The 25082-nt window shown below is 70.8% G+C and carries 26 protein-coding genes and 1 pseudogene; 12 read left to right on the top strand and 15 right to left on the bottom strand.

The genetic code is table 11. The features are described from left to right. Positions 1–114: 114 nt before the first annotated feature. The 3 genes from IE225_RS06490 (at position 115) to IE225_RS06480 (ending at position 1465) form a co-directional block, all read left to right on the top strand. Positions 115–972, top strand: a complete 858-nt coding sequence (locus IE225_RS06490) for a helix-turn-helix domain-containing protein (protein ID WP_190056363.1) — start codon at positions 115–117, stop codon at positions 970–972. Positions 973–996: 24 nt separating this feature from the next. Beyond that, positions 997–1188: a hypothetical protein gene (locus tag IE225_RS06485; protein ID WP_190056362.1), complete on the top strand. Its 192-nt coding sequence runs from the start codon at positions 997–999 to the stop codon at positions 1186–1188. Between the two features lie 85 nt (positions 1189–1273). Further along, positions 1274–1465: a hypothetical protein gene (locus IE225_RS06480; RefSeq protein WP_190056361.1), complete on the top strand. Its 192-nt coding sequence runs from the start codon at positions 1274–1276 to the stop codon at positions 1463–1465. Positions 1466–1622: 157 nt separating this feature from the next. Here the strand turns inward: IE225_RS06480 and IE225_RS06475 are convergent, their stop codons facing one another. The 3 genes from IE225_RS06475 to IE225_RS32895 all read right to left on the bottom strand — a co-directional run bounded on the left by IE225_RS06475 (position 1623) and on the right by IE225_RS32895 (position 3209). After that, positions 1623–2156, bottom strand: a complete 534-nt coding sequence (locus tag IE225_RS06475; RefSeq protein WP_190056360.1) for a transposase — start codon at positions 2154–2156, stop codon at positions 1623–1625. Between the two features lie 195 nt (positions 2157–2351). Beyond that, positions 2352–2693, bottom strand: a complete 342-nt coding sequence (locus IE225_RS06470; protein WP_190056359.1) for a hypothetical protein — start codon at positions 2691–2693, stop codon at positions 2352–2354. 48 nt (positions 2694–2741) lie between these two features. Further along, positions 2742–3209, bottom strand: coding sequence for a hypothetical protein (locus tag IE225_RS32895; RefSeq protein WP_229879282.1), 468 nt, complete (start codon positions 3207–3209; stop codon positions 2742–2744). 635 nt (positions 3210–3844) lie between these two features. Between IE225_RS32895 and fxlM the strand changes: the two genes are divergently transcribed. After that, entirely contained in the window at positions 3845–5056 is a 1212-nt protein-coding gene (gene fxlM, locus IE225_RS06460) for a methyltransferase, FxLD system (RefSeq protein WP_190056358.1), read from the top strand. A 99-nt stretch (positions 5057–5155) separates the two neighbouring features. On the opposite strand, the pseudogene IE225_RS34210 reads toward fxlM, so the two are convergent. Both IE225_RS34210 and IE225_RS06455 read right to left on the bottom strand, forming a co-directional pair. Then, positions 5156–5408 (bottom strand): annotated as a pseudogene (locus IE225_RS34210) (IS1380 family transposase); the annotation flags it as partial. Positions 5409–5576: 168 nt separating this feature from the next. Next, complete coding sequence (locus tag IE225_RS06455; RefSeq protein ID WP_190056357.1) at positions 5577–6602, bottom strand: ATP-dependent 6-phosphofructokinase; 1026 nt, start codon at positions 6600–6602, stop codon at positions 5577–5579. 462 nt (positions 6603–7064) lie between these two features. Between IE225_RS06455 and pta the strand changes: the two genes are divergently transcribed. From pta to pyk, 3 genes are all read left to right on the top strand, one after another. Beyond that, complete coding sequence (gene pta / locus IE225_RS06450) at positions 7065–9140, top strand: phosphate acetyltransferase (RefSeq protein WP_190056356.1); 2076 nt, start codon at positions 7065–7067, stop codon at positions 9138–9140. A gap of 205 nt (positions 9141–9345) precedes the next feature. Continuing rightward, a complete protein-coding gene (locus IE225_RS06445) occupies positions 9346–10560 on the top strand; it encodes an acetate kinase (RefSeq protein ID WP_190056355.1) in 1215 nt (404 codons plus the stop codon). Positions 10561–10668: 108 nt separating this feature from the next. After that, positions 10669–12099 (top strand): pyruvate kinase, encoded by a 1431-nt coding sequence (gene pyk / locus IE225_RS06440; protein ID WP_190056354.1) that lies wholly within the window; start codon positions 10669–10671, stop codon positions 12097–12099. Between the two features lie 166 nt (positions 12100–12265). Here the strand turns inward: pyk and IE225_RS06435 are convergent, their stop codons facing one another. From IE225_RS06435 to IE225_RS06420, 4 genes are all read right to left on the bottom strand, one after another. Then, on the bottom strand, positions 12266–13702 hold the full coding sequence (locus IE225_RS06435; protein WP_190056353.1) for a hypothetical protein: 1437 nt from the start codon (positions 13700–13702) through the stop codon (positions 12266–12268). Further along, entirely contained in the window at positions 13692–14285 is a 594-nt protein-coding gene (locus tag IE225_RS06430) for a DUF6114 domain-containing protein (RefSeq protein WP_190056352.1), read from the bottom strand. Before IE225_RS06430 ends, IE225_RS06435 begins: the two co-directional genes overlap by 11 nt. 200 nt (positions 14286–14485) lie before the next feature. Further along, positions 14486–15127, bottom strand: a complete 642-nt coding sequence (locus IE225_RS06425; protein WP_190056351.1) for a DUF6230 family protein — start codon at positions 15125–15127, stop codon at positions 14486–14488. A 659-nt stretch (positions 15128–15786) separates the two neighbouring features. Next, the gene (locus tag IE225_RS06420) at positions 15787–16761 is read right to left on the bottom strand and encodes a tetratricopeptide repeat protein (RefSeq protein WP_190056350.1); all 975 of its coding nucleotides are present in this window, start codon (positions 16759–16761) and stop codon (positions 15787–15789) included. Positions 16762–17045: 284 nt separating this feature from the next. Between IE225_RS06420 and IE225_RS06415 the strand changes: the two genes are divergently transcribed. Further along, on the top strand, positions 17046–17696 hold the full coding sequence (locus IE225_RS06415; protein ID WP_190056349.1) for a TetR/AcrR family transcriptional regulator: 651 nt from the start codon (positions 17046–17048) through the stop codon (positions 17694–17696). Between the two features lie 118 nt (positions 17697–17814). Here the strand turns inward: IE225_RS06415 and icmA are convergent, their stop codons facing one another. The 6 genes from icmA to IE225_RS06385 form a co-directional block, all read right to left on the bottom strand. After that, on the bottom strand, positions 17815–19515 hold the full coding sequence (icmA, locus tag IE225_RS06410; RefSeq protein ID WP_190056348.1) for a coenzyme B12-dependent isobutyryl-CoA mutase large subunit: 1701 nt from the start codon (positions 19513–19515) through the stop codon (positions 17815–17817). Positions 19516–19634: 119 nt separating this feature from the next. Then, positions 19635–19973, bottom strand: a complete 339-nt coding sequence (locus tag IE225_RS06405; protein ID WP_190056347.1) for a DUF3817 domain-containing protein — start codon at positions 19971–19973, stop codon at positions 19635–19637. A 90-nt stretch (positions 19974–20063) separates the two neighbouring features. Further along, a complete protein-coding gene (locus IE225_RS06400) occupies positions 20064–20573 on the bottom strand; it encodes a MarR family winged helix-turn-helix transcriptional regulator (RefSeq protein WP_190056346.1) in 510 nt (169 codons plus the stop codon). A 142-nt stretch (positions 20574–20715) separates the two neighbouring features. Further along, positions 20716–21033: an MTH1187 family thiamine-binding protein gene (locus IE225_RS06395; protein WP_190056345.1), complete on the bottom strand. Its 318-nt coding sequence runs from the start codon at positions 21031–21033 to the stop codon at positions 20716–20718. Further along, the gene (locus IE225_RS06390) at positions 21030–21374 is read right to left on the bottom strand and encodes a DUF3817 domain-containing protein (protein WP_190056344.1); all 345 of its coding nucleotides are present in this window, start codon (positions 21372–21374) and stop codon (positions 21030–21032) included. Before IE225_RS06390 ends, IE225_RS06395 begins: the two co-directional genes overlap by 4 nt. 109 nt (positions 21375–21483) lie before the next feature. Continuing rightward, the gene (locus IE225_RS06385; protein ID WP_190056343.1) at positions 21484–21879 is read right to left on the bottom strand and encodes an ACT domain-containing protein; all 396 of its coding nucleotides are present in this window, start codon (positions 21877–21879) and stop codon (positions 21484–21486) included. A gap of 152 nt (positions 21880–22031) precedes the next feature. Between IE225_RS06385 and IE225_RS06380 the strand changes: the two genes are divergently transcribed. From IE225_RS06380 to IE225_RS06365, 4 genes are all read left to right on the top strand, one after another. After that, positions 22032–22664 (top strand): AIM24 family protein, encoded by a 633-nt coding sequence (locus IE225_RS06380; RefSeq protein ID WP_190056475.1) that lies wholly within the window; start codon positions 22032–22034, stop codon positions 22662–22664. A gap of 1 nt (position 22665) precedes the next feature. Then, positions 22666–23316 (top strand): AIM24 family protein, encoded by a 651-nt coding sequence (locus IE225_RS06375; protein ID WP_190056342.1) that lies wholly within the window; start codon positions 22666–22668, stop codon positions 23314–23316. Continuing rightward, the gene (locus IE225_RS06370) at positions 23313–24152 is read left to right on the top strand and encodes an AIM24 family protein (RefSeq protein WP_229879280.1); all 840 of its coding nucleotides are present in this window, start codon (positions 23313–23315) and stop codon (positions 24150–24152) included. Before IE225_RS06375 ends, IE225_RS06370 begins: the two co-directional genes overlap by 4 nt. Positions 24153–24256: 104 nt before the next feature. Next, the gene (locus IE225_RS06365; protein ID WP_190056341.1) at positions 24257–24733 is read left to right on the top strand and encodes a MarR family winged helix-turn-helix transcriptional regulator; all 477 of its coding nucleotides are present in this window, start codon (positions 24257–24259) and stop codon (positions 24731–24733) included. Positions 24734–25082: the final 349 nt, after the last annotated feature.

Here is a 25082-nt window from a genome sequence, read left to right as displayed (position 1 = left end):
TAGAGAAGTTGGGGGAACGTGTGCCACCTAATCGCGCTCATTGCCTCCAACGAGTTGGATCTGCGTCACCACGCAGGGCAGACTGGCCCCGATTCGCCGGGAGAAAGGGCATCGATGCCGACAAGGCCCGCACCGACGGAGCGCCAGAAGCGCCTGGGCGCCGAACTGCGCAGGATGCGGCTCGCGGCCGGGCGGACCACGGAGTACGCCGCCGGACTGCTGGGACTGGACCGCACGAAGGTGTCCAACATGGAGGCGGGGGTCCGCGCCATCTCGCCGGAACGGATCCGGATGCTCGCCGGCAACTACGAGTGCGCGGACAAGACGTATGTCGAGGCGCTGGTCGCGATGGCCGACACCCGCCGGCGGGGGTGGTGGCACCAGTTCAGGGGTGCGCTGCCGCAGGGGCTCCTGGACGTCGCCGAGTTGGAGTGGTTCGCCACACGGCTACGGAGTTACCAGACCGTGCACGTCCCGGGACTGCTGCAGACCGGGGAGTACGCCCGCGCCATCTTTGCCGCCGCGCTCCCGGCTCTGCCGCCCTCGGAGATCGAACTCCGCGTCGTGCAGCGTCTGCGGCGGCAGCAGGTGCTCGACCGCGACCAGCCGGCTCCCGTCGACTACGTCGCGTACGTGCACGAGTGGGCCCTGCGCATGCAGTTCGGGGGACGCCGCACCATGCGGGAGCAGCTCCTGCACCTGTGCGAGGTCTCCGAACGCCCCAACGTCGAACTACGGGTCCTCCCGGTCGAGGCGGGCGCCTTCCCCGGCGCCGGACACGCGGTGCTCTACGCGCACGGTGCCGTCCCGCAACTGGACACGGTGCAGCTCGACTCCGCGCACGGCGGCGAGTTCACCCACGCCGAGGCTCAACTTGCCAAGTACCGTGCCCATTTGGACTGGTGGCACGCCCATACCCTGAGCCCCGAGAACTCTCGGGACCTGATCCATTCCATCGCCCGCCGACTCTGACCCGGAACCCGAAAAGGAAACACCGTGGCCGACATCACCTGGGAAGCCCCCTTCTGCGGGGAAGGCGCCAACTGCTTCCGCATAGGCACCGACCCCGCCGGCAACGCCTACATCGCCGTCGCCGGACAGGAAGACCGCCCCCTCGTCGACTCACGCGAGGCGCTCCGCGCCCTCATCCGAGCCGTCAAGGCAGGCAAAGCCGATCACCTGCTGTAGATCCCACCGATCCGAGCCCTCGCGGAGCTGTCCGCTTCCCGCGGCCTCATCCACTCACTGGCCGACGATCTCCAGGAGCGCCCCCATGACCGACATCACCTGGGAAGATCCCTTCTGCGCGGAGGGCAACAACTGCTTCCGCATAGGCACCGACCCCGCCGGCAACGCCTACATCGCCATCGCCGGACAGGAAGACCGCCCCCTCGTCGACTCACGCGAGGCGCTCCGCGCCCTCATCCGAGCCGTCAAGGCAGGCGAAGCCGATCACCTGCTGTAGAGCAAGGCCCGAACAGGTCCGTACCGGTTGGGGGCTCGCATAGATCCGGCCTGCGGGTTTGTGGACCCGGCCTCGCAGCCGGCGTGCTGCCCGCCCGCATGTCGCTCTTCCACACGTACACGCCCTTGGGCAACCGGTCGCCGACTGGCGCCGGGCACTAACGGCTGGCGCCTTCCGGCCACAAGACGCGCACCGGGACTCCGTTCCGCTGCGCGTACGACACCACGTCGGCAGTACCGCCGTAGCCCCGGGCGGGCTTTCCGTCCCAGACGGCGAACACCATGTCGGCCAGGTCGACAAGAACCTCACTGCCCGCCATGTGTGCGTGAGCGTCCGAGGCGGTCATGCCGGTGCGGTGCACTTCCGCAGCACGGCGCATCAGCTCGTCATAGACCGGCCAGTGACTCTCGGGGAGACTCTCGCGGTACTGCTCGGCCGGTACAACGACTTCGAGGCTCCCGCCGTGCTCGAGCACCGCTTCGGCGAACCACGCGTCCGGGCCGTCCGCGATGCACGAGATTCCGACCAGGCCGGCTGGATCCAGCTTGCGCTCGGCGGTGGTCAGCCGGTCGTCCCGCTCACCGGCGTCGGCCTCGGCCTGGCGGACCCAGTCGCGCAGGGCCTCCTTGTGGATGCCCAAGTCCTTCGCGACGTGCGCGATGAGGCGGCCGGTGGCGCGGACCTCACGCACGGCCCGCTCGCGAGCTCGTCCGGGTACTTACGTGGTGCCGGCGCTGCTCGTGGTTCTCCTTCGGGCCAGGATCACAAGCCTGGCTTCAGGGACTCCACGAAACCGGGGTCAGCTCACTTTTCGGCAGGCTGCTGCGTGCCGGTCCGTCGAGGCCGTGACGCCCACATACCCGCGTCGGCGTCGGGTGCGAGAGGGTCAGGTAAGCCGCCGTCCCATCTTCGCCGACTGCCGGTTGTGCCCCTTCGTGTCCCACCACTCTTCCAGATGGGCATGGACGAGGTGCACGAGCTGCCGCAGTCGGTCGGGAGAGGGCGCGGGCGAGGTGAGCACATCCACCCAGGACTTGTCGTCCCAGGGGAGGGCAACCACCCAACGTTCATCCGGGTGGCCTTGGCGGCCTACAGTCAGCCAGTACGTCAACGTCGCGCTGCGGTCCGGATGGTGTTCGACCGACATCTTGGTGACATCGAAACGCAGTCCGTCAGCGGTGACGTACGAGCGACTCAGGGCCTGCTCGGCTGGCGTCTGTTCCTCCATAGGGGGCAACCACCCTCTTTCATCTCGGCCCACGCCCCAACACCGCGTTCAGCAGCGAGCAGCACCGGCGACGGCCGACTGATCGACCTTGTACGCCGTCAGGAGGTCGTTGGTCCCGGCCGGAGTACCGATGATCGTGCGGAACTTCTCCACCCGCGGGCACTGATTGAGGTAGGTGGAGTAACCACCGCGGCCATTGGGGTCCCCGGACCAGATGGCAGCGTCTATCTTCCGGTCCCTCGTACTGTTCCAGCCGTGCCGCGCCTTGATGTGCTTCCAGCCCCATGCCCTGGTGCCACAGCGCAGGGTGAAGAACTGGGGCCCTCGGTAGTACTTCTTCAGGATGTAGGTGCGGCTGTGGCTCCTGCACTTGGCGTCAAAGCTGTCGGCCCGTGCTGTGACACTCTGCCCGGATGCGTGGGACGCGGCGGACGCGGAACCGGCTGCCGGGATCAGCAGGGCCGATATGACGGCAGTAGCAGACAGTGCTGTCTTGACGGAAGTCTTGTGAAACATGTGTTCCCCCTGTTCTCCCCGTGGTCAGCGGGGAGTTGGTGTGAAGCGCGTCATTTGTGACGCTGCTTCAACGTTCATCGCTGACTGCACGCCGTCAATCTAAATATTTGTCAGCCTGGCCAGGCGCAGGGTTCACAGCACCGACCGGGTCAGCCCCTCACACCACACCGGCACCTGCGACTTCGCCGCTGACGGTTTTCCCCCGGACTGCTCTCCGCGGCCACCGCTGCCCGATCGCCCTGGGCGTGGCCCTGCCTGGTCTCTTCCATGGAGGCCAGTACCTCACCGACCAGTGAGCGGGCGATGACCCACTCCTGCCGGTCCCGCTCGGTCAGGCCCCGATCGACCTGGATGTGGTCGGCTTCCTCCCGTAACTCTCCCAAATTTTAAGCGAGTTCGCCCAAAAGCCGGTTTCATGATGCCCCTCGACGGCACTTCCGGCATCACCCTCCGTAACCGTCTCCCGCATCTGCGTGAGCGATTCGCCTCTCGCCTGACACAAGGTGCACTGTCGCAGAGCGCGGGGCTTTTGACCGGCGCCGCAGGCATCCTCCTGACACACCACGCCCTCAACGCCTCCCACCCCGTCTGCCCGGGGTGGGACACCTGCCTCCTCCTCGTCTGAAAGGGACTCCGTGAACGACACCCCGACCGTCGACGACCGGCGCAATCAGCTCGTGGACCGGATCGTCGCCGACCGGCCGCTCCCGGCCGCTGTGGAGCGCGCCCTGCGCACCGTTCACCGGGAAGAGCACCTGCCGGGGCTCGATCCCGCCGACGCGTACACCGACCAGGCCGTGACCATCAAGGACAACCCCAGCGGGCCACAGCCGCTGTCCTGCGCGTCAGTGCCGTCCGTCGTCGCGATGATGCTCGCCCAGCTCGACGCACAGCCGGGGGAGCACGTCCTGGAGATCGGTGCCGGCACCGGCTACAACGCCGCGCTCCTGGCCGAACTCGTCGGCCCCGAAGGGGAGGTCACCACTGTGGACATCGACGCCGACGTCGCTCTTCATGCGCGAGAGGCGCTGAACCGAACGGGATACGAGCGCGTCAGAGTCATGGAGCGCGACGGCCTGAGGGGCGCACCCGAATTCGGTCCTTACGATCGGATGATCGCCACAGTCGGCATCTGGGACGTGCCCGCCCCATGGTGGCAGCAGCTCGCGGACGGCGGCCGGCTTGTCCTGCCGCTCCGCTGGCGTGGGCAGACCCGTTCCGTCGCCCTGACCCGCCAGGGCGGCAGGCTGGTCTCCGACGGCATGGAACTGTGCGGCTTCGTTCCCGTCATCGGCCAGAACGGAGAACGGACGGCCGAACTGGCCGACGGCACCATTCGTCTCCACTACGACCAGGACCAGGCCGTGGACTCCGGCCTCCTCGCCGACGTGTTCGCCTCCCCCTTCACCGAGGAATGGTCGAACGCCCACGTGGCCGGCGACGAGAGCTTCGACGGGATCTGGCTGCGCGCCACGGCCTTCGACGACTCCGTGTGCCGCATCGAAGTCACCCAGGAGGCTCTCGGCCAAGGCGTCCGGCGCCCTGCGATCCCCGTCCGCAGCCCGGCCGTTGTCGTCGGTGGCTCCCTGGCCTACCTGATCGTCCAGCGCGACGACGACACGGCGCAGCGCCCCTTCCGGCTCGGTGCGGTCGGCTACGGGCCGGATGGCCCGGACCTGGCGCGCCGTCTCGTCTCCCACATCACCGCCTGGAGCCAGGACCGTACCGCCGTACCGCACATGACCGTCCTTCCGGCAGGCGCGCTCCTCGACGACCTGCCCGCAGGACACGGCATCCTCAAGGAGGACTGCCGCATCGTCCTCGACTACGAGCGGAATTCCGCGTGATCCCGGTACCACCATGGACAGGGGCCCGGATCAACTCCTGGGCTCCTGGCCTCGACCTTGCGTGACGGTCCGTCGGCGCAGTCGGTGCACCGTTTCGCTTTCGGCGCGGATGATCAGCCGCATGCCCCTCGGCCGGCCGTCCAGGACGTCATCGGCCAGTGCGGCGGCCCAGGGGCTGTCGCGGATCTCGCCGCCCATCCCGGTGGCCGGGGTCCGGGCCCGGTACCGGGGACTTCAGCACGTGCCGATGGATGGTGTCGGTGACCGTCATGCCGGCGGAACAGGACAGCCGACGGCTCCGCCTCGCGAGCCAGGCCATGAACTCATGGGTGCCATCGACGGGGTCGCAGCGCTCCTCGACGTGCGCAGCGCGTGATCAGGCGCTGCGCGAAGAAAGCGACGCGGGGAACAAAGCGACGCGAGAACACAGCGCCCCGCCCTTCCCGACCGCAGAGCTCGGCTGAGTGACCGGACCGGCCCACGTCGGATCTCCATGGCGTCTCCATGGCGGCCTGTCGGCCTAGAAGACCGACTCCGCCTCGTCCATGCGGTCCTTCGGCACCATCTTCAGTTCGGTCACCGCCTCCGCGAGCGGCACCATCACGATGTCGGTGCCGCGCAGCGCGGTCATCATGCCGAACTCGCCGCGGTGGGCGGCCTCCACGGCGTGCCAGCCGAAGCGGGTGGCCAGGACCCGGTCGTAGGCGGTGGGCGTACCGCCGCGCTGCACGTGGCCGAGGATGACCGGCCTGGCCTCCTTGCCCAGGCGCCGCTCCAGCTCGTGGGCGAGGGCGGTGCCGATGCCCTGGAAGCGCTCGTGGCCGTACTTGTCGATCTCACCGTGGCCGTAGTCCATGGTGCCCGGGGCGGGGTGGGCGCCCTCGGCGACGCAGATCACGGCGAACTTCTTGCCGCGGGCGAAGCGCTCCTCGACCATCTTGACCAGGTCGGCGGGGTCGAAGGGGCGCTCGGGGAGGCAGATCGCGTGCGCGCCCGCCGCCATCCCGGACTCCAGGGCGATCCAGCCGGCGTGCCGGCCCATGACCTCGACGACCATCACGCGCTGGTGGGACTCGGCGGTGGTCTTCAGGCGGTCCATCGCCTCGGTGGCGACGGTCACGGCGGTGTCGAAGCCGAAGGTGCGGTCGGTGGAGGAGATGTCGTTGTCGATGGTCTTGGGTACGCCGACCACCGGCAGCCCGGCGTCCGACAGCATGCGCGCCGCGGTCAGTGTGCCCTCGCCGCCGATCGGGACGAGGGCGTCGATGCCGAACTCGCGGACCATGTCGGAGGCGTTCTCGCAGGCCTCGCGCAGCCGGTCGCGCTCCAGGCGGGAGGAGCCGAGGATGGTGCCGCCGCGGGCGAGGATGCCGCTCACGGCGTTCAGGTCGAGGGCGCGGTAGCGGCCTTCCAGCAGGCCCGCGTAGCCGTCCTCGAAGCCGATGACCTCGTCGCTGTAGTGCGCGACGGCGCGGTGCACGACTGACCGGATCACTGCGTTCAGGCCGGGGCAGTCGCCGCCTGCGGTGAGAACTCCGATGCGCATCGTGGCTGTCATCTCCTGCTCGCTGTGGATACCGGTGGAGCCGGGTTCGATTGTTTCATGCTCCGCAGGGCCCCCGGGGCGCCCGCCGAGGCGTCCTGGTGGGCGCCCCGCCCGGCCTCGGGGGTACCGTCAAGAGGGTTCTTCTCACCTCGGTGGGCGGTTTTCGTGACGCACGAGTGACCCGCATCACGGGTGACCCGCATCACGGGTAACTCGCGTCACGGGCGACCCGCATCACGGGTAATTCGCGTCACGGGTGACCCGCAGCATCGGGACGGCCCGTGGCGCGGGACGGCCCGCGGCACGGGACACCCCACATCACGGGACGGCCCCCCTCACGGGACGCCCCCTTCAGGCACCCGTCAGGCCGGCGAAGACGAAACGCCGGCGAAGACGAAGACCAACACGAAGACCAACACGAACACGAACACGAAGACGAAGAAGACGGAACGGAGAGCAGGCGTGGCCCGCAGCGTGTACGTGACCGGGATCGACCGCGGCGACGGCCGCCAGGTCGTCGAGCTGGGCGTCATGGAGCTCCTGACCCGGCAGGTCGACCGGGTGGGCGTCTTCCGTCCGCTCGTCCACGACGGTCCGGACCGCCTGTTCGAGCTGCTGCGCGCCCGCTACCGGCTCGCCCAGGACCCGGCGACGGTCTACGGCATGTCCTACGAGGAGGCCTCCGTGCTCCAGGCCGAGCAGGGCACGGACGAGCTGGTGTCGGTGCTGGTCGACCGCTTCCACCGGGTCGCCGACGACTACGACGTGGTGCTCGTCCTCGGCACCGACTTCGCCGACACCCAGCTCCCGGACGAGCTGTCCCTCAACGCCCGGCTGGCCAACGAGTTCGGCGCCTCCGTGCTGCCCGTCGTCGGCGGCCGCCGGCAGACCGTGGAGTCCGTGCTCGCCGAGACCCGCAACGCCTACCGGGCATACGACACGCTGGGCTGCGACGTGCTCGCCATGGTCGTCAACCGGGTCGCCCGCGAGGACCGCGACCTGATCGCCGACCGGCTCGCCGACCGGCTGCCGGTGCCCTGCTGGGTGCTGCCCGACGAGCCCGCGCTGTCCGCCCCGACGGTGGCGCAGATCACCCAGGCCCTCGGCGCCAAGGTGGTCCTCGGCGACGACTCGGGGCTGGCCCGGGACGTGCTGGACTTCGTCTTCGGCGGCGCGATGCTGCCGAACTTCCTCAACGCGCTGACCCCGGGCTGCCTGGTCGTCGCCCCGGGCGACCGCGCCGACCTGGTCGTCGGCTCGCTCGCCGCGCACAGCGCGGGCACCCCGCCCATCGCCGGCGTGCTGCTCACCCTGGGCGAGGTGCCCGGCGACGACATCCTCACCCTGGCCGCCCGCCTCGCGCCGGGCACGCCGGTGATCTCCGTGCCCGGCAACAGCTTCCCCACCGCCGAGCGGCTGTTCGCCCTGGAGGGCAAGCTGAACGCGGCCACCCCGCGCAAGGCGGAGACCGCCCTCGGCCTGTTCGAGCGGTACGTCGACACCGCCGACCTGGACAAGCGGGTCTCCGCGCCCAGCAGCGGCCGCGTCACGCCGATGATGTTCGAGCACAAGCTGCTGGAGCAGGCCCGTGCCGACCGGCGCCGGGTGGTGCTGCCGGAGGGCACCGAGGAGCGCGTGCTGCGCGCGGCCGAGGTGCTGCTGCGCCGCGGCGTGTGCGACCTCACCCTGCTCGGCCCGGTCGACACCATCCGCAAGAAGGCCGCCGACCTCGGCATCGACCTCGGCGACAGCCAGCTGATCGATCCGGCCGTCTCCGACCTGCGCGACGGCTTCGCCGAGCGGTACGCGGCGCTGCGCGCCCACAAGGGCGTGACCGTGGAGCTGGCCTACGACGTCGTCTCCGACGTGAACTACTTCGGCACCCTGATGGTCCACGAGGGCCTGGCCGACGGCATGGTGTCGGGCTCGGTGCACTCCACCGCGGCGACCATCCGGCCCGCGTTCGAGATCATCAGGACCAGGCCGGACACCTCCATCGTGTCGTCCGTGTTCTTCATGTGCCTGGCCGACCGGGTGCTCGTCTACGGCGACTGCGCGGTCAACCCCGACCCGAACGCCGAGCAGCTCGCCGACATCGCCCTGCAGTCGGCCACCACCGCGCGGCGGTTCGGGGTGGAGCCGCGGATCGCGATGCTGTCGTACTCCACCGGCACCTCCGGCACCGGCGCGGACGTCGACAAGGTGCGCCGGGCCACCGAGATCGCCCGCTCGCGCCGGCCGGATTTGAAGATCGAGGGCCCGATCCAGTACGACGCGGCCGTGGAGCCGTCGGTCGCGGCGACCAAGCTGCCGGACTCGGAGGTCGCCGGCCAGGCCACCGTGCTGATCTTCCCGGACCTCAACACCGGCAACAACACCTACAAGGCCGTGCAGCGCTCGGCCGGCGCCATCGCCGTCGGACCGGTCCTGCAGGGCTTGAACAAGCCGGTCAACGACCTGTCCCGCGGCGCCCTCGTGCAGGACATCGTCAACACCGTCGCGATCACGGCGATCCAGGCCCAGACGCCCGCCGGCTGACGGCGTACGGGCGGCCCGGGCCACTCGGGCCGCGCGGGCCGAGGCCGTGGCTCCGGGGCGGGCGGTCCCCGGGGCCCGGGCCCTCGGACCCCGCCGGGCACTCCCGGCACTCCCGGCCACCGCCCGCGAACCCTCCGTCACCACCCGCCCACTCCCCCTCACCGCCCGCGAACTCCCCGGCCCCGACCAGAAAGCACCAGCTCCCGTGGCAGCAACCCGTGTCCTCGTCCTGAACTCCGGCTCCTCCTCGGTGAAGTACCAGCTGATCGACATGCGCGAGGCGCGCGGGCGCCGCCGGCTCGCCGTCGGTCTGGTGGAGCGCATCGGCGAGCAGACCTCCCGGCTCCGGCACACCCCGCGCGACGGCGGGACCCGGGAGACCACCGGAGTGATCGCCGACCACGACGCGGCGCTGAAGGCCGTGGCGGCCGAACTCGCCCGGGACGGGCTGGGCCTGGACTCCCCCGACCTGGCCGCCATCGGCCACCGGGTGGTGCACGGCGGCATGTCCTTCACCGAGCCGACCGTCATCGACGACACGGTCCTCGCCGAGATCGAGCGGCTCATCCCGGTGGCGCCGCTGCACAACCCGGCCAACCTCATCGGCATCCGCACCGCGCGGGCGCTGCGGCCGGACCTGCCGCAGGTCGCCGTCTTCGACACCGCCTTCCACACCACGATGCCGGAGTCGGCGGCCCGCTACGCCCTCGACACCGAAACGGCCGACGCCCACCGCATCCGCCGCTACGGCTTCCACGGCACCTCGCACGCCTACGTCTCCCGGGCCACCGCACAACTGCTGGGCAGGGCACCCGAGGACGTGAACCTGATCGTGCTGCACCTGGGCAACGGGGCGAGCGCCTCCGCCGTGCGGGCCGGCCGGTGCGTGGACACCTCCATGGGGCTGACGCCTCTGGAGGGGCTGGTGATGGGGACGCGGTCGGGCGACCTGGACCCGGCCGTCATCTTCCATTTGATGCGTGTTGGCGGAATGTCCGCCGACGAGATCGACACTCTTCTCAACAAGAAGAGCGGTCTGATCGGCCTGTGCGGCGACAACGACATGCGGGAGATCCTCCGCCGGCGCGGCGAGGGCGACGAACGCGCGAAGCTCGCCTTCGACATCTACATTCACCGCCTGAAGAAGTACATCGGCGCCTACTACGCGGTACTCGGCCACGTGGACGCCGTGGCCTTCACCGCGGGCGTCGGCGAGAACGCGGCCGAGGTGCGCGCGGCGGCGGTGGCGGGCCTGGAGGAGCTGGGCCTGGCCGTGGACGCCGGGCGCAACGCGGTGCGCGGCGACGAGCCGCGCCTGATCTCGCCCGAGGGCTCGCGGGTGGCGGTCGCGGTGGTGCCGACGGACGAGGAATGGGAGATCGCGACCCAGACCTACGCACTGGTCGGAAAGGACGGATGAAAGAGGGTGGAAAACGGGTACGGCTTCACGCCTGAGCGGGAAGCCGCCCATTTGTATCTTCCGCCAGACGGAATATTCCGTAGCGAAACAAACCGATAGGATCGCCCTATGCGCCGTTCGAAAATCGTCTGTACTCTCGGCCCCGCGGTCGACACCCAGGAGAAGCTGGTCGCCCTGATCGAGGCCGGCATGAACGTGGCCCGGTTCAACTTCAGCCACGGCTCGCACGCCGAGCACCAGGCCCGCTACGACCGCCTGCGTGCCGCCGCCAAGGAGACCGGCCGGCCGGTCGGCGTCCTCGCCGACCTGCAGGGCCCCAAGATCCGCCTGGAGACCTTCGCCGAGGGTCCGGTCGAACTGGAGCGCGGTGACGAGTTCACCATCACCACCGAGGACGTTCCGGGCGACAAGACGATCTGCGGCACCACCTACAAGGGCCTGCCCGGCGACGTGGCCAAGGGCGACCAGATCCTCATCAACGACGGCAACGTCGAGCTGAAGGTCGTCGAGGTCGCCGGCCCGGAGGTGAAGACGATCGTCATCGAGGGCGGCGTCGTCTCCGACCACAAGGGCATCAACCTGCCCGGCGCGGCCGTCAACGTCCCCGCGCTGAGCGAGAAGGACGTCGAGGACCTGCGCTTCGCCCTGCGCATGGGCTGCGACCTGGTCGCGCTGTCCTTCGTCCGGGACGCCAAGGACGTCGCCGACGTCCACCGCGTCATGGACGAGGAGGGCCGCCGCGTCCCGGTCATCGCCAAGGTGGAGAAGCCGCAGGCGGTGCAGAACATGGAGGAGGTCGTGATGGCCTTCGACGGCGTCATGGTCGCCCGCGGCGACCTCGCCGTCGAGTATCCGCTCGAGAAGGTCCCCATGGTGCAGAAGCGCCTGATCGAGCTGTGCCGGCGCAACGCCAAGCCGGTGATCGTGGCGACCCAGATGATGGAGTCGATGATCACCAACTCCCGCCCGACCCGCGCCGAGGCCTCCGACGTGGCCAACGCGATCCTGGACGGCGCCGACGCGGTGATGCTGTCGGCCGAGTCGAGCGTGGGCGCCTACCCGATCGAGACCGTCAAGACGATGTCGAAGATCGTCGCCGCGGCCGAGGAGGAGCTGCTCTCCAAGGGCCTGCAGCCGCTGGTGCCGGGCAAGAAGCCGCGTACCCAGGGCGGTTCGGTGGCCCGCGCCGCGTGCGAGATCGCCGACTTCCTCGGCGGCAAGGGCCTGGTGGCCTTCACCCAGTCCGGCGACACCGCCCGCCGGCTGTCCCGCTACCGCGCGGCCCAGCCGATCCTGGCGTTCACCACGGACGAGGCCACCCGCAACCAGCTCACCCTGAGCTGGGGCGTGGAGCCGCACGTCGTGCCGTTCGTCAACAGCACCGACGAGATGGTCGAGCTGGTCGACCAGGAGATGGTCAAGCTGGGCCGCTTCAACGAGGGCGACGTCGTCGTCATCACCGCCGGCTCCCCGCCCGGCGTGCCCGGCACCACCAACATGGTCCGGGTCCACCACCTGGGCAGCGGCTCCCGCGACTGACCCCGCCGACCGACCCCGCACTCCCCGGGCCTTTTGGGACAGCACCCGGGGCGTGCGCCGGGCCCACAAGGCCCGCGTACGGCGCTGAGGGCGCCCCCTGCGGCAAGGGGGCGCCCTCAGTGTGTGCGGCTCCCGGAACGGGCCTCGGGCGGGGCGTCAGTCGGCGTCAGTCGATGTACTGGTGCAGCCCCGGGACGGTCAGGGTCCCGCCGAACTGGCCGGCCTGGGTGACCTTGACGTGGGTGAAGTAGATCAGCGGGATGTTCAGCGGCGGCGGGTGGTCCGGGTCGAACGTCACCGGGACCAGGCCGAGGAGGTTTCCGGAGATGGACTCGGTGTACATCACCGTGTCGCCGTCGCGGATCGTCGACGTCGAGCCCTTCGCCGCCTGCACGTGGTAGGTCTTGCCGGTCTGCCGGTCCTTCACGATCTGGTGCAGGTCGCCGATGTCGGTGCCGCCGGAGATGACGTACTTCAGGACCCTCTTGACCGTGCCGTTGGCGGTGCGCACCTTGACCACGCCCTTGTAGTCGGCGCCCTTCAGCAGCAGCGAGCTGGCCTGCAGGTACCAGGGGTCGTCCGGCAGCGCCGCGATGTCCTCGACGCCGCCCTCGGCGTCGGTGGCGGCCGGGCAGTTGGCGGAGGGGCTCGCGCTCTCCGACGGGCTGGGTCTGGGGCTGGAACTCGCGCTCGCGCTCGGGCTCGGGCTCGCCGAGGAGGTCGCCGCGCCGGCGGCCCGCTCCGCCGCCTTGGCGGTGTCCCCGGCCGCCCCGGTCGCGGTGCCGGCGGCGCCCCGCACAGTGCCCTTCACCGTGTCGGCGGCCTTGCCGACAGTGTCCTCGGCGGTGCCGGAGCCGGCGGCGGTGTCCCCGGTCGGGCGCGCGGAGGGCGAGGCGGACGGCGTGGGGCTCGCGCTCGACGTGTCCGAGCCGGTCGGGCCTGCCGATCCGGAGGCGGAACCGCCGGTGAGGACACCGGTGAGGGCGTCGCCGAGGGAGTCCAGCAGTCCCCCGCCGCCCGACGGGGCCGACGGGGCCGAAGAGGACGCCGTCGCCGTGTCCGAGGAGGACGCGGAGGCGGACGGGGCGGGCGTGGCCTTGTCGTCGGAACCTGAATCCGGCGAAGAGGTCTTGCCCGCGGTGCCCGTGGTGTCCGAGGAGCCCGGCGAGCCGCCGGTGTCCGTGGACTTGTCCGCGGACTTCCGCGCGGACTTCTGCGTGTCGGCCGTACCCGCCTCGGGGGACGCCGACGGGGAGGGGGTCGCAAAGTCCCCGCCGGAGGCGCTCGCCGAGGGCGAGGGGCCGGCGGAGTCGGTCGGGGAGGCGGTCGGGGAGTCCTCCAGCGCCGCGACGCAGTCCTTGTACTCGTCGGCCGTCAGGCTCCGGGACGACGTCGCGGAGGGGTGGTCGGCGGCGAGCGCGAGGGTCGGCGTGAACCCCATCCCCATGAGGACCGCCGTCGGCATCGCGGCCACGGCTATCGCCTTGCCGGCCGGCATCTGGAAGCGGGTGAACAGCGGCTTCCTGGGCGCGGCGTGACGCGGTCCCGTTCTCGCACGCGCCGGGTCGGCGCCGCCCCCGTCACGGACCTCGTCAGCGGACACGGTACCCCCCGTCGTGGTTCTCGGTCCCGGCACCGTGCGCGTCGCCGCCCTGGGGGGCTTCCTTCGAAAAGTACGGCGGCGCGGGCTCGCCGGGGGCCGCGGCCGGGGCGTCGCCGGCCGGTCCGGCGGCACCGCCGGCGTCCGGGCCGCTCTGCCCGCCGGCCGTCGCGCCCTGCTCCGCGGCGGGCTTGCCCGGCGCCCAGGAGACGGCGAGCGCGCCGCCGGTCAGCGCGAGCAGGAAGCCGACGACGAATCCGCCGATGTTGGACACCACCAGGGACACCAGGGCGAGGATGATCGCCGCGACGCCGGCGAAGGTGCGCGTGGCCTGCTGGAACCACATGGTCAGGCCCAGCGTGACCAGCAGCACGCCGATGATCAGGGAGCCGGCACCCGCGGTGGTCGCCATGGTGATCGACATGGTGCCCAACTTCAGGGTGGCGTAAGGGAAGTAGGCGATCGGTACTCCGCCGAGCATGGTGAACAGGCCCGCCCAGAACGGCCGGCTGCCCCGCCACTCACGGAACCGCAGACGCGTACGGGAGAAGCCCCCGACGCTCTGGACCGGGGTCTCGGCACTCATGGAAAACAGCTCCCTGGGTCCGGTGGAAGTACTACCGGCTCGGCCATGGGTCTCCCATGGGGTGGACGTAAGCCGGAAGTGCAGGTGGGTCGTGGTGCCCGACCCGATGCAGCGCATCGGCGGGTGGACGGGGCGGGGAGACGACCGTCTCCCCGCCCCCTGGCCTCAGTTGCCCGAGGGCGCCCCGACGGCGCGAGCCGTCAGTAGCACTCCATCTTCGGGTCCGTGCCGAGGCGCATCTTCAGGCCGCTCAGCTTGAAGGTGCCGGCCGTGGTCGCCCACGCCGTCTGCCTGACGTTGGTGAGGTCGGCCGAGTCGGCCTGCTGGGCGAAGCCGCCCGGCAGCACGTTCTCGCCGCTCTTCACCGCCGGGCCCTTGGACTGGTCCTTGACCGCCACGCCGATGTCGATGTTCTTGAACGTGGCGTCGGCGTCGAGCTGGGCGACGTCGATGTAGAGGTTCTCGGCCTGCACCTTGTGGTCGGCGTCCGGACCGGCCTCGAGACGGAGGTAGACCGCCCCGAGGAGCGGGATGTCCGTCTTGACCGACTGGCACATCTTGGTGATCTCGGCGTTCTTGAACGACGAGATCGCGACCGGGTGGGCCGTCTTGTTCTTGCCGTCGGTCGAGGTGTAGCCGCTGTCGATGCCACCGTACTGGGCGAAGCCGGTGCCCTCGAGGTGTCCGGCCGTCACCTTGAACTGCTGGCCGGAGACGCTGAAGGACGCGGCCAGCGCGCCCTGGGCGAGTCCGACGCCGATCGCCGCGGCGGCGGCCACGCTGGGCACCATGACCACGGCGAACCGCTTCCATCTGGTCCCGCCACGCACCTGGGACTCCATGTTTCCTCCTTCTCGGACGTACATCTCCTGCCTCCGGCCGGCCTCTTGATGGAGGGTCAGCCGGGCAGGGATGGGAGAAGTGCTACGTCCTCGGGAAGGAGAGCGCCCGCGCTCGGCGGCGCCAATCCGCGCCCGAACCACCGGCGTTCACCCCCGAGCGACAACCACTGGTCGCGCCTGACACGCATCACGCACAACCTTGCTGGGCAGGCTTCGCCGGGTGGACGAAGACCCCCCTGCCCAAGAGCCGGCGCCGGCGGCGTCGGCTCTGCTCGGTGGGGACCCAGACGTCCCGTGACCCGACCGGATGTCGGGGTACGGGAGAGGACCGAGCGTGGCCGATCGTGGTGCATTCTCGCCGCGCGCACAAGGGGGTTCGTTACTCGCTAGTAACGGCCGGATAACCATGGAACGACTCAACGGTCCCGGACGGCGACACACCGTCGCCCTTGCCGGGAGGGCAAAACTGTTGATCTTTGGACATAACCAGGCAGAACAACAGCCGTGATGTACTGCGAGTAACAGCGGCCGCGATTACCAAGATTTGGTAAAGCGCGGCCGCTGCGGCGTCTCGCCGACGAACCTTTCACACGGGCCCCACAGAAGTGGGCGTTCGGCGCCCGGCCGCGCGCGGGGCCCGGCGCGCCCCGCGCGCCGGCTCAGAACAGGGCGCGCGCCAGCGCGCGACGGGCCGCGGTCACCCGCGGATCGTCGCCGCCGACCACCTCGAACAGTTCCAGGAGCCGCACCCGCGCGGCGTCCCGGTCCTCGCCCCTGGTCCGTCCCACCGTCTCGATGAGCCGCCCGAAGGCGTCCTCCACGTGCCCGCCCACCAGGTCCAGGTCGGCGGCGGCGATCTGCGCCTGTACGTCGTCCGGCTTCTCGGCGGCCTCCCGGCGCACCCGCTGCGGGTCCAGGTCGCGTACCCGCTGGAGCAACTCGGCCTGCGCCAGGCCCAGTTTCGCCTCGGCGTTGCCCGGGTCCTCGGCCAGCACGTTCTTGTACGCCTGGATGGCACCGCCCAGGTCGCCGGCGTCCAGGGCCTGCGCGGCCGCGCTCAGCGGGCCGTCGTACGGGCCCGCCGCACGGGCCGCGGCCGCCTCGCCGCCGCCCGGACGGGCATCGGGGTCGACGGTCAGGCCGGTCAGCCCGAACCGCTGCTCGGCGACCTGCACCAGCTGGTCGAGCGTGGCGCGGATCTGCTGCTCGGGCGCGGCGCCCTGGAACAGCGGCAGGGCCTGGCCGGCCACCACCGCGAAGACCGCCGGGATGCCCTGGATGCCGAACTGCTGCATCAGCAGCTGGTTGGCGTCGACGTCGATCTTGGCGAGGACGAACCGCCCGTTGTACTCGACGGCGAGCCGCTCCAGGACCGGGCTGAGCTGCTTGCAGGGCTGGCACCACTCCGCCCAGAAGTCGAGCACCACCGGGACCTCGGTGGAGCGCTGCAGGACGTCCCGCTCGAACCCGGCCTCGTCGACGTCGATCACGAGGTCCGCCGGGGAGACGGCCGCCGGCCCGCCCTGCCGGGCCGCTTGGGCGCGCGCCTGCTCCGCCTTGGCCTTGGCCTCCTGGGCCGCCTTCACCGCGGCGAGGTCGACGACGCCGCTCATGGACATGTTCCGTGGCTGCATGCGTCTATCCTCCCCCGTTTCCGCGCGTGCGTGTGCCGCGTCCCGGTCTCCGGCCGGGCGTGCCCGGCGTGGTCGGCGCGGCCGTGCCGCCGTGCATGTGGTACGGCGCCGGGTCCCCACCGGGCGCCGAGGTGCGTGTGTCGGTGCGTGTGGTCGTCGCTCGCACGGGTGGCCCCCGCGCTTACGCTACGACCCGTAGCGTAATGGCACCAGGTGCCCCGGCGGAACCGGATCCCGGTGATCTCCCTCACGGCCGGGCCGCAACGGCCGGTTATCGTCGAAGAATGCAGACCCGCACCACCCCCGCCGGGCGCACCGGCCGTCCCCGCAGCGCCGCGGCGGACGCCGCGATCCTGGCCGCCACCCGCGCGGCCCTGGTGGAACTGGGCTGGTCCAGGCTCACCCTGGGGGACGTGGCCACGCGCGCCGGAGTGGCGAAGACCACCCTCTACCGCCGCTGGGCCGGCAAGAACGAACTCGTCGTCGACGCCGTCGCCGAACTCTTCGACGAACTGCGGCTTCCCGACCGCGGCAGCCTCGCCGCCGACATCGAGGGCGCCGTGCTGCAGTTCGCGGCGATCCTGAGCCGCCCCGAGGCCAAGAGCGGCCTGATGGCCGTCGTCGCCGAGTCCACCCGGGACGCGGCCCTGCGCGAGCGCATCCGCGCCTCCATCGTCGACCGGCAGAAGCGACTGGTGCTGGAGGGCCGGGCACGCGCCCAGGCCCGCGGCGAACTCCCGCCCGAGAACGACCCGGAGGAGGCCGCCCGCACGGTCGACCTCATCTTCGACGTGGTGGCCGGCGCGGTGGTCCACCGCACCCTGGTCAGCGCGGAACCGGCGGACGAGGAGTGGGTGCGCGGCTTCACGCGGCTGCTGCTGCGGGGGCTGGTGGACGCGTCCGCGCAGGAGGCGCAGAAGGCGCTGGAGGCGTAGAAGGCGCAGCGGAGGGCACGGGAGGCGCAGCGAAGGCGGCAGGAAGCGCAGGGGGCGTAGAGAAGCGCGGGGGGCGCGGCGGGTGCGACAGGCGCGCCCGCCGCGCCCCCGCGGCCGTTCAGAACCCGGCGGGCTCGGTGTAGGTCCCCCACTCCTCCTTCAGCGCCCCGCAGATCTCCCCCAGCGTCGCCTCGGCCCGCACGGCCTCGAGCATCGGCTCGATCATGTTGGCGCCGGAGCGGGCCGCCTCCAGCATGGCGTCCAGCGAGGCGCGCACCCGCGCCTCGTCCCGGGCGGCCCGCCGCTCGCGCAGCAGCCGCACCTGCTCGCGCTCGACCTCGTGGCTGACCCGCAGGATCTCCAGGTCGCCGGTGACGGACTCGGTGTGGACGTTGACGCCCACGACCTTCTTGTCGCCCTTCTCCAGGGCCTGCTGGTAGCGGAACGCGGACTCGGCGATCTCGCCGGTGAACCAGCCGTCCTCGATGCCCCGCAGGATGCCGGAGGTCATCGGCCCGATGGGGTGCCGGCCGTCGGGGTGCACCCGCAGGCCCCGCTCCTTGATCTGGTCGAAGATCTTCTCGGCCTGCTCCTCGATCCGGTCGGTGAGCTGCTCGACGTACCACGAACCGCCCAGCGGGTCCGCGACGTTGGCGACCCCGGTCTCCTCCATGAGCACCTGCTGCGTGCGCAGCGCGATCTCGGCGGCCTGCTCGCTGGGCAGCGCGAGGGTCTCGTCGAGGGCGTTGGTGTGCAGCGAGTTGGTGCCGCCGAGCACCGCGGCGAGCGCCTCCACGGCCGTACGGACCACGTTGTTGTACGGCTGCTGCGCGGTCAGCGAGACGCCGGCGGTCTGGGTGTGGAAGCGCAGCCACTGCGCCTTCTCGCTCTTCGCGCCGTAGACGTCCCGCATCCAGCGGGCCCAGATGCGGCGTGCGGCGCGGAACTTGGCGATCTCCTCGAAGAAGTCGACGTGCGCGTCGAAGAAGAAGCTCAGGCCGGGCGCGAAGACGTCGACGTCCAGGCCGCGGCTGAGCCCCAGTTCCACGTAGCCGAAGCCGTCCGCGAGCGTGAACGCCAGCTCCTGGGCGGCGGTCGCGCCGGCCTCACGGATGTGGTAGCCGGAGACCGACAGCGGCTTGTAGGCGGGGATGTTCGCCGTCGTGTACTCCATCAGGTCGCCGATGAGGCGCAGGTGCGGCTCGGGCGGGAAGAGCCACTCCTTCTGGGCGATGTACTCCTTGAAGATGTCCGTCTGCAGCGTGCCGTTGAGCGCGGACGGGTCGACGCCCTGGCGTTCGGCGGCGACGAGGTACATGCAGAAGACGGGCACGGCGGGCCCGCTGATCGTCATGGAGGTCGTGACCTCGCCCAGCGGGATGTCCCGGAACAGCACGTCCATGTCGGCCGCCGAGTCGATGGCCACCCCGCAGTGGCCGACCTCGCCGAGCGAGCGCGGGTCGTCGGAGTCGCGGCCCATGAGCGTGGGCATGTCGAAGGCGACGGACAGCCCGCCGCCGCCCCGGGCCAGGATCATCTTGTAGCGCTCGTTGGTCTGCTCGGCGTTCCCGAACCCGGCGAACTGCCGGATGGTCCACGTCCGCCCGCGGTAACCGGTCGGGTACAGCCCGCGCGTGAAGGGGAACTCTCCGGGCCAGCCGATCCGCTCGAAGCCCTCGTACCTGTCCCCGGGCCGCGGCCCGTACACCGGCTCCACGGGGTCGCCGGAGAGCGTGGTGAAGTCCGCGTCGCGCTTGCGTGCGGCGTCGTAACGGGCCTGCCAGCGGCGGCGGCCCTCCTCGATGGCGTCAGCGTCCATACCATCGAATTTACTTGGACGTCCTAGTAAATGTCGATGGCAGACCGCCGTACAGGTGTACGGCGGTGCGGCCCCGGCCCCGTACGGCGGCGCAGGGCCCCGGTGCGGCGGCGCGGCCTTCAGGCCTTCGCGGCCGCCGGCGACGCCTTGGCGAACCGCGCCTCGAGCTCGTGGGTGACCTTGCGCTCGACGAAGAAGGCGGCGGTGGGAACGGTCCCGGCCAGGAGCACCCAGAGCTGCTTCCCGACCGGCCACTTCGCCTTCGAGCCCAGGTCGAAGGCGAAGACCAGGTAGACCACGTACAGCCAGCCGTGCGCGATGCCGACGACGGTGGTGAACCTGGCGGCGCCGTCGAGGTGCAGCCCGTACTTGGCGATCACGCCGAGGGTGAGCAGGACCAGCAGCACACCGGTCACGTAGGCCATGACGCGGTAGCGGGTCAGCACAGCTTTCTTCATGAGGACGAGCGTAACCGCCCGTTTCGGAAGGTCTTCGGCGACCCTGCGGCCGTCCACTCTGCGGCCGTCCGCCCTGCGGCCGTCCCCGCGCTACCCCTCCGCGAAGTCGCCCGCGGCGATCCGCAGCGGACGCAGCATCGCGAAGATCTCCCGGCACTCCTCCGCGTCGTACACCCCGAGCCCGAAGTCCATGGCCATCAGGTCGCGGGTGGCGGACTCGACGACCTCGCGGCCCTTGTCGGTGATCACCGCGAGCGTGCCGCGGCCGTCGTTGGGGTTGGGCTTCCTGGCGACCAGACCCGACTTCACCAGCCGGTCCACGGTGTTCGTCACGGACGTGGGGTGCACCATGAGCCGCTCACCGATCTTGGACATCGGCAGTTCGCCCTTTTGGGAGAAGGTGAGCAGCACCAGCGCCTCGTAGCGCGCGAATGTCAGGCCGTAGGGCTTGACCACCGCGTCCACCTCGGCGAGCAGGATCTGGTGCGCCCGCATGATCGAGGTGATGGCGGCCATGGACGGCACGTTTCCCCAGCGCTGCTTCCAGAGCTCGTCCGCGCGGGCGATGGGGTCGAACGAGAGACTGAGGGGCTTCGGCACGTCTCCGACCTTACCGGCCGGTCATATGCCGGTCAGCTCCGTCTCGCTTTTCGGTCGTCCTTCGGCCGGCTGCCGCCCGCACCCCGCCCGCGGCCACGGACCGCGGGCTACGGGCTACGGGCCACGGGCCACGGGCCACGGGCTACGACTGCCGGGACTGCCCGGAGTCCTGCGCGAGGTACCGCTCGACGGTCTCGACCTTCGACGTCAGCCCGTCCACCACACCCGGCCGGATGTCCGCCTTCAGCACGAGCGAGACGCGCGGCGCCCGCGCCTCCACGGCAGCCACGGCGCGCCGGACGACGTCCATCACCTCGTCCCACTCGCCCTCGATCGAGGTGAACATCGCGTCGGTGCGGTGGGGCAGCCCGGACTCGCGGACCACCCGGACGGCGTCGGCGACGTACTCCCCCACGTCCTCGCCGACGCCCAGCGGCGTCACGGAGAAGGCGACGATCATGCGTTGACCACTCCTTCGCGGCGGGCCCGGGCGGCGATCACGGCGTCCTCGGCCTCGCGCTCGAGCCTGCGGTCGGCGAAGAAGCCGCCGGTGGGCAGGACGGCCAGGACGAAGTAGAAGCCGGCGGTCCGCCGGTCCCACTTGGTGCGGTTCCAGGCGTCGGCCCAGAACAGCACGTACAGGAGGAACAGGATGCCGTGGACCAAGCCCATCACGGGCACCGCGTCGAAGTCCGTCGTGCGCTTCAGCACCGAGCAGACGAGCAGCAGCAGGTAGGAGACGGCCTCGGGGACCGAGACCAGACGGAGGCGGCGCAGGGCGGTGGCGGTCTTGATGTCCACAGTTCACCTTCGGTGGGGGTACGACGGCGACAGCGCTTGTGAACGCAAGCACAAGCGCCCCCATTGTGGCAAACGGCGGCGCCGTCCCCCGCACCGGCCCCGGGCGGGCTCAGGCGCGGCCGGCCAGGTCCTCCAGCACGGCCACCGCCAGGGTGGCGCGGTCGTAGGGCACGAACAGGTGGTCGTGGTGGTAGCCGGCGATGACGTTGCAGCTCAGGCCCGCGTCGGCCAGGGCGCGGGAGACCGCGGCGGTCAGGCCGACCGCCTCCAGCGCCGAGTGCACGCGCAGCGTGATCCACCCGGCCACATGGCCGTACGGCAGCCCCGCCGCGTCCGCCTCCTCCTGCCGCAGCACCACCGTCAGGCCCTCGTCCTCGGCGACGGTGACCACCGGGGTCACGCCGTCGGGCACACCGCCCTCGACGGTGGTGAACACGTACCGCCCGGGACGCAGCTCCGGCCGCATCCCGGACAGCAGCCTGGTCAGATCCCGTTCGCCCGCCATGGCGTCACCCTACGTGCCGGACCCGGACCGCGCTCGCGTCCGGCGCCGTCCACAGGGCCCATCGGCACCGCCCAAAGGGCCCATCGGCGTCGCTCCGGCGCCCTGCGGGCCTGTCGGCGGAGCCGGGCTGCGGCTACCTTCGCTGCGTGGCGATGTTCCGACTCCAGGGCAGCAAGGTGCTCGCCGTCGAGATGGCCGGGGACGCCGTGAAGGCGAAGAACGGCTCGATGGTCGCGTACGACGGGCAGATGGCGTTCAAGAAACTGAGCGGCGGCGGTGAGGGGCTGCGCGGGATGGTGACGCGGCGGCTGACCGGCGAGCAGATGACCGTGATGGAGGTGCGCGGGCACGGCACGTGCTGGTTCGCCGACCGCGCCAGTGAGATCAACCTCGTGACACTCCAGGGGGACAAGCTGTACGTCGAGGCGAGCAATCTGCTGGCGACCGACGCCGGGCTGCGCACGGGGACGACGTTCACCGGGCTGCGCGGGGCCTCGCAGGGCAACGGGCTGTTCACGACGACCGTCGAGGGGCACGGGCAGGCGGCGATCACCTCGGACGGGCCGGCGGTGGTGCTGCGCGTGACCCCGCAGTACCCGCTGAGCGTGGACCCGGGGGCGTACGTCGCCCACCAGGGCAGCCTGCGGCAGTCCTTCCAGTCCGGTGTGACCTTCCGCACGTTCCTCGGCGAGGGCGGCGGCGAGGCCTTCCAGATCCGCTTCGAGGGCGACGGGCTCGTCTACGTCCAGCCCAGCGAGCGGAACACGATCGCGGGGGACGTGTGACATGGCCTTCCGCGAGATCAACTCCAAGATGGTGGAGGCGACCGTCGCGCCCGGGCAGCGGCTGTTCAGCCAGCGCGGCGCGATGCTCGCCTACCGGGGCGAGGTCACGTTCACCCCGAACGTCCGGGGCGGCCAGGGCGGCGTCATGTCGATGATCGGGCGCCGGCTCGCGAACGAGGACACGCCGCTGATGACCGTCGAGGGCAGCGGCACGGTCTTCTTCGGGCACGGCGGCCACCACGTGCACGTCGTCCGCCTGACCGGCGACACCCTGTACGTCGAGGCCGACCGGCTGCTCGCCTTCGAGGGCACGTTGCGGCAGGGCACGGTGTTCCTGGGCTCGCAGGGCGGTGTCATGGGCATGGTGCGCGGCCAGGTCTCCGGGCAGGGCCTGTTCACCACGACGCTGCAGGGCCACGGCGCGGTCGCGGTGATGGCGCACGGCGGCGTCATCGAACTCCCGATCACCCCGCAGCGCCCGGTCCACGTCGACCCGCAGGCCTACGTCGCCCACCACGGCGACGTGCACAACAGGCTCACCACGGCCCTGGGCTGGCGGGACATGGTGGGCCGGGGCTCCGGCGAGGCGTTCCAGCTGGAGCTGAGCGGCAGCGGTGTGGTGTTCGTCCAGGCCTCGGAGGAGAAGCTGTGACCGCGCATTCGGGGCAGCCGGGGCATCCGGGACAGGCAGGGCAGCCGGGGCGGCCGGGGGCCGGCCCCGTGGTGTACGACCCGGTGACGCTGCCGGCCGACGACAACGTGAACAACTACACCTTCTGCGTGGAGCTCAAGGGGAACGAGTGGTTCCTGCAGAAGGGGAAGATGATCGCCTACTACGGGGCGATCGAGTTCAACGGCATCGGGCACGGCCGTCTGGACCGCCTGGTGCGCACATCGTTCCATTCGCCTCTGCACGCAAGCGACTGGGTGGTGGCCTCCGGCAGCGGCAAGATGCTCCTCGCCGACCGGGCCTTCGACGTGAACTCCTATGACCTGGACGACGGGAACTTGACCATTCGCTCGGGCAATCTGCTCGCTTTTCAGCCAAGTCTCGCGCTGAAGCAGTCGATCGTTCCGGGCTTCCTGACACTGATCGGAACCGGAAGATTCGTGGCCGCGTCCAACGGCCCGGTGGTGTTCATGGAACCCCCCATCCGGGTCGACCCGCAGGCGCTGGTCGGCTGGGCGGACTGCCCGTCGCCGTGCCACCACTACGACCACGGGTACCTGACCGGCGTACTGGGCGGTCTACGTGCACTGACGGGCCTGGGCGGGGTCTCCGGGGAGGAGCACCAGTTCGAGTTCGTGGGCACCGGCACAGTGCTGCTGCAGTCCACCGAGACGCTGATGCCGGAGCAGCACACGGGGGCGGTGCCGCCCGAGCCCGGGGTGCCCGGCAGCGGGGCGCCGGGGGCGGCCGGACCGGCTGCGGGGCTACCGCGTCTTCCCGGACAGCTGGGGGACCTCCAGCGCCGCTTCGGGCTGTGAGCGGTAGTCTGCGGAGTGTGACATCGAACGTGTGCACACCCTTACAACCCCGTACAGACCAGTTCAGTTAGTTCGCCTTTCAACTTCTTAGGTAGACTTCATTCATGGAGACCGAGACGGCCACACGCTGGCTGACGGATCAGGAACAGTGCGCCTGGCGCACCCACTTGGAGGTCAACAAGCTGCTGACCTACCAGTTGGAGAAGGACCTGCAGCCGTTCGGCCTGACGATGAACGACTACGAGATCCTGGTGAACCTCTCCGAGTCGGAGGACCACCGGATGCGCATGAGCGACCTCGCGGCCGCCACGCTTCAGTCCAAGAGCCGCCTCTCCCACCAGATCACGCGGATGGAGAACGCGCACCTGGTCCGGCGCGAGAACTGCGAGTCCGACCGCCGCGGCCTGTACGCCGTCCTCACCGAGCACGGCATGGAGACGATGCGCAGGGTCGCCCCGCACCACGTGGCCTCCGTACGCCGCCACTTCATCGACCTGCTCTCCCCCGAGTCCCTGACCGAACTCGACAAGGCCCTCAAACCCGTCGCGGAGCACCTGCGGGGGCTGCGGGGGCGCCTGTAGGCACATGAAGCCCCCGATACTTCACACGCCGGCGGGCGGGGCCTCAGGGAGCCCCGCCCGCCGGCGTTTTCGGGTGCGGGGCGCGACGGGGCGTACGACGGCGCGTGGAGCGCCGGAGCGGGGGCCGTAGGGGCAGACCCCACCGGCATGCCAGGACACGGGCGCGACAGGAGCGCACGACGGCGTGTGGAGCGCCGGAGCAGGGCCGCGGGGCCGGGACACCGGCAGGTCGGGAAGCGGGCGCGACAGAGGCGTATGACGGCGTGTCGGGACGCGAACGCGGCAGGGACGTACAACGCGGCCCGGCGCGCCCGCGCGACAACGCAGAGAGCCGGCGGCCGACACCCGT

Source organism: Streptomyces echinoruber, from assembly GCF_014651135.1.
Classification (GTDB): Bacteria; Actinomycetota; Actinomycetes; order Streptomycetales; family Streptomycetaceae; genus Streptomyces; species Streptomyces echinoruber.
Note: the sequence above shows the minus strand (reverse complement) of the source record. Positions and strands in the feature narration are given on the sequence as shown.

Excerpts from the sequence above, each read along its gene's own strand:
- IE225_RS06490 (WP_190056363.1), top strand. The coding sequence starts at position 115 with ATGCCGACAAGGCCCGCACCGACGGAGCGCCAGAAGCGCCTGGGCGCC.
- IE225_RS06480 (WP_190056361.1), top strand. The coding sequence starts at position 1,274 with ATGACCGACATCACCTGGGAAGATCCCTTCTGCGCGGAGGGCAACAAC.
- IE225_RS06470 (WP_190056359.1), bottom strand. The coding sequence starts at position 2,693 with ATGGAGGAACAGACGCCAGCCGAGCAGGCCCTGAGTCGCTCGTACGTC.
- IE225_RS32895 (WP_229879282.1), bottom strand. The coding sequence starts at position 3,209 with ATGTTTCACAAGACTTCCGTCAAGACAGCACTGTCTGCTACTGCCGTC.
- IE225_RS06455 (WP_190056357.1), bottom strand. The coding sequence starts at position 6,602 with ATGCGCATCGGAGTTCTCACCGCAGGCGGCGACTGCCCCGGCCTGAAC.
- pyk (WP_190056354.1), top strand. The coding sequence starts at position 10,669 with ATGCGCCGTTCGAAAATCGTCTGTACTCTCGGCCCCGCGGTCGACACC.
- IE225_RS06430 (WP_190056352.1), bottom strand. The coding sequence starts at position 14,285 with ATGAGTGCCGAGACCCCGGTCCAGAGCGTCGGGGGCTTCTCCCGTACG.
- IE225_RS06425 (WP_190056351.1), bottom strand. The coding sequence starts at position 15,127 with ATGGAGTCCCAGGTGCGTGGCGGGACCAGATGGAAGCGGTTCGCCGTG.
- IE225_RS06420 (WP_190056350.1), bottom strand. The coding sequence starts at position 16,761 with ATGCAGCCACGGAACATGTCCATGAGCGGCGTCGTCGACCTCGCCGCG.
- IE225_RS06415 (WP_190056349.1), top strand. The coding sequence starts at position 17,046 with ATGCAGACCCGCACCACCCCCGCCGGGCGCACCGGCCGTCCCCGCAGC.
- icmA (WP_190056348.1), bottom strand. The coding sequence starts at position 19,515 with ATGGACGCTGACGCCATCGAGGAGGGCCGCCGCCGCTGGCAGGCCCGT.
- IE225_RS06405 (WP_190056347.1), bottom strand. The coding sequence starts at position 19,973 with ATGAAGAAAGCTGTGCTGACCCGCTACCGCGTCATGGCCTACGTGACC.
- IE225_RS06395 (WP_190056345.1), bottom strand. The coding sequence starts at position 21,033 with ATGATCGTCGCCTTCTCCGTGACGCCGCTGGGCGTCGGCGAGGACGTG.
- IE225_RS06385 (WP_190056343.1), bottom strand. The coding sequence starts at position 21,879 with ATGGCGGGCGAACGGGATCTGACCAGGCTGCTGTCCGGGATGCGGCCG.
- IE225_RS06380 (WP_190056475.1), top strand. The coding sequence starts at position 22,032 with ATGTTCCGACTCCAGGGCAGCAAGGTGCTCGCCGTCGAGATGGCCGGG.
- IE225_RS06375 (WP_190056342.1), top strand. The coding sequence starts at position 22,666 with ATGGCCTTCCGCGAGATCAACTCCAAGATGGTGGAGGCGACCGTCGCG.
- IE225_RS06365 (WP_190056341.1), top strand. The coding sequence starts at position 24,257 with ATGGAGACCGAGACGGCCACACGCTGGCTGACGGATCAGGAACAGTGC.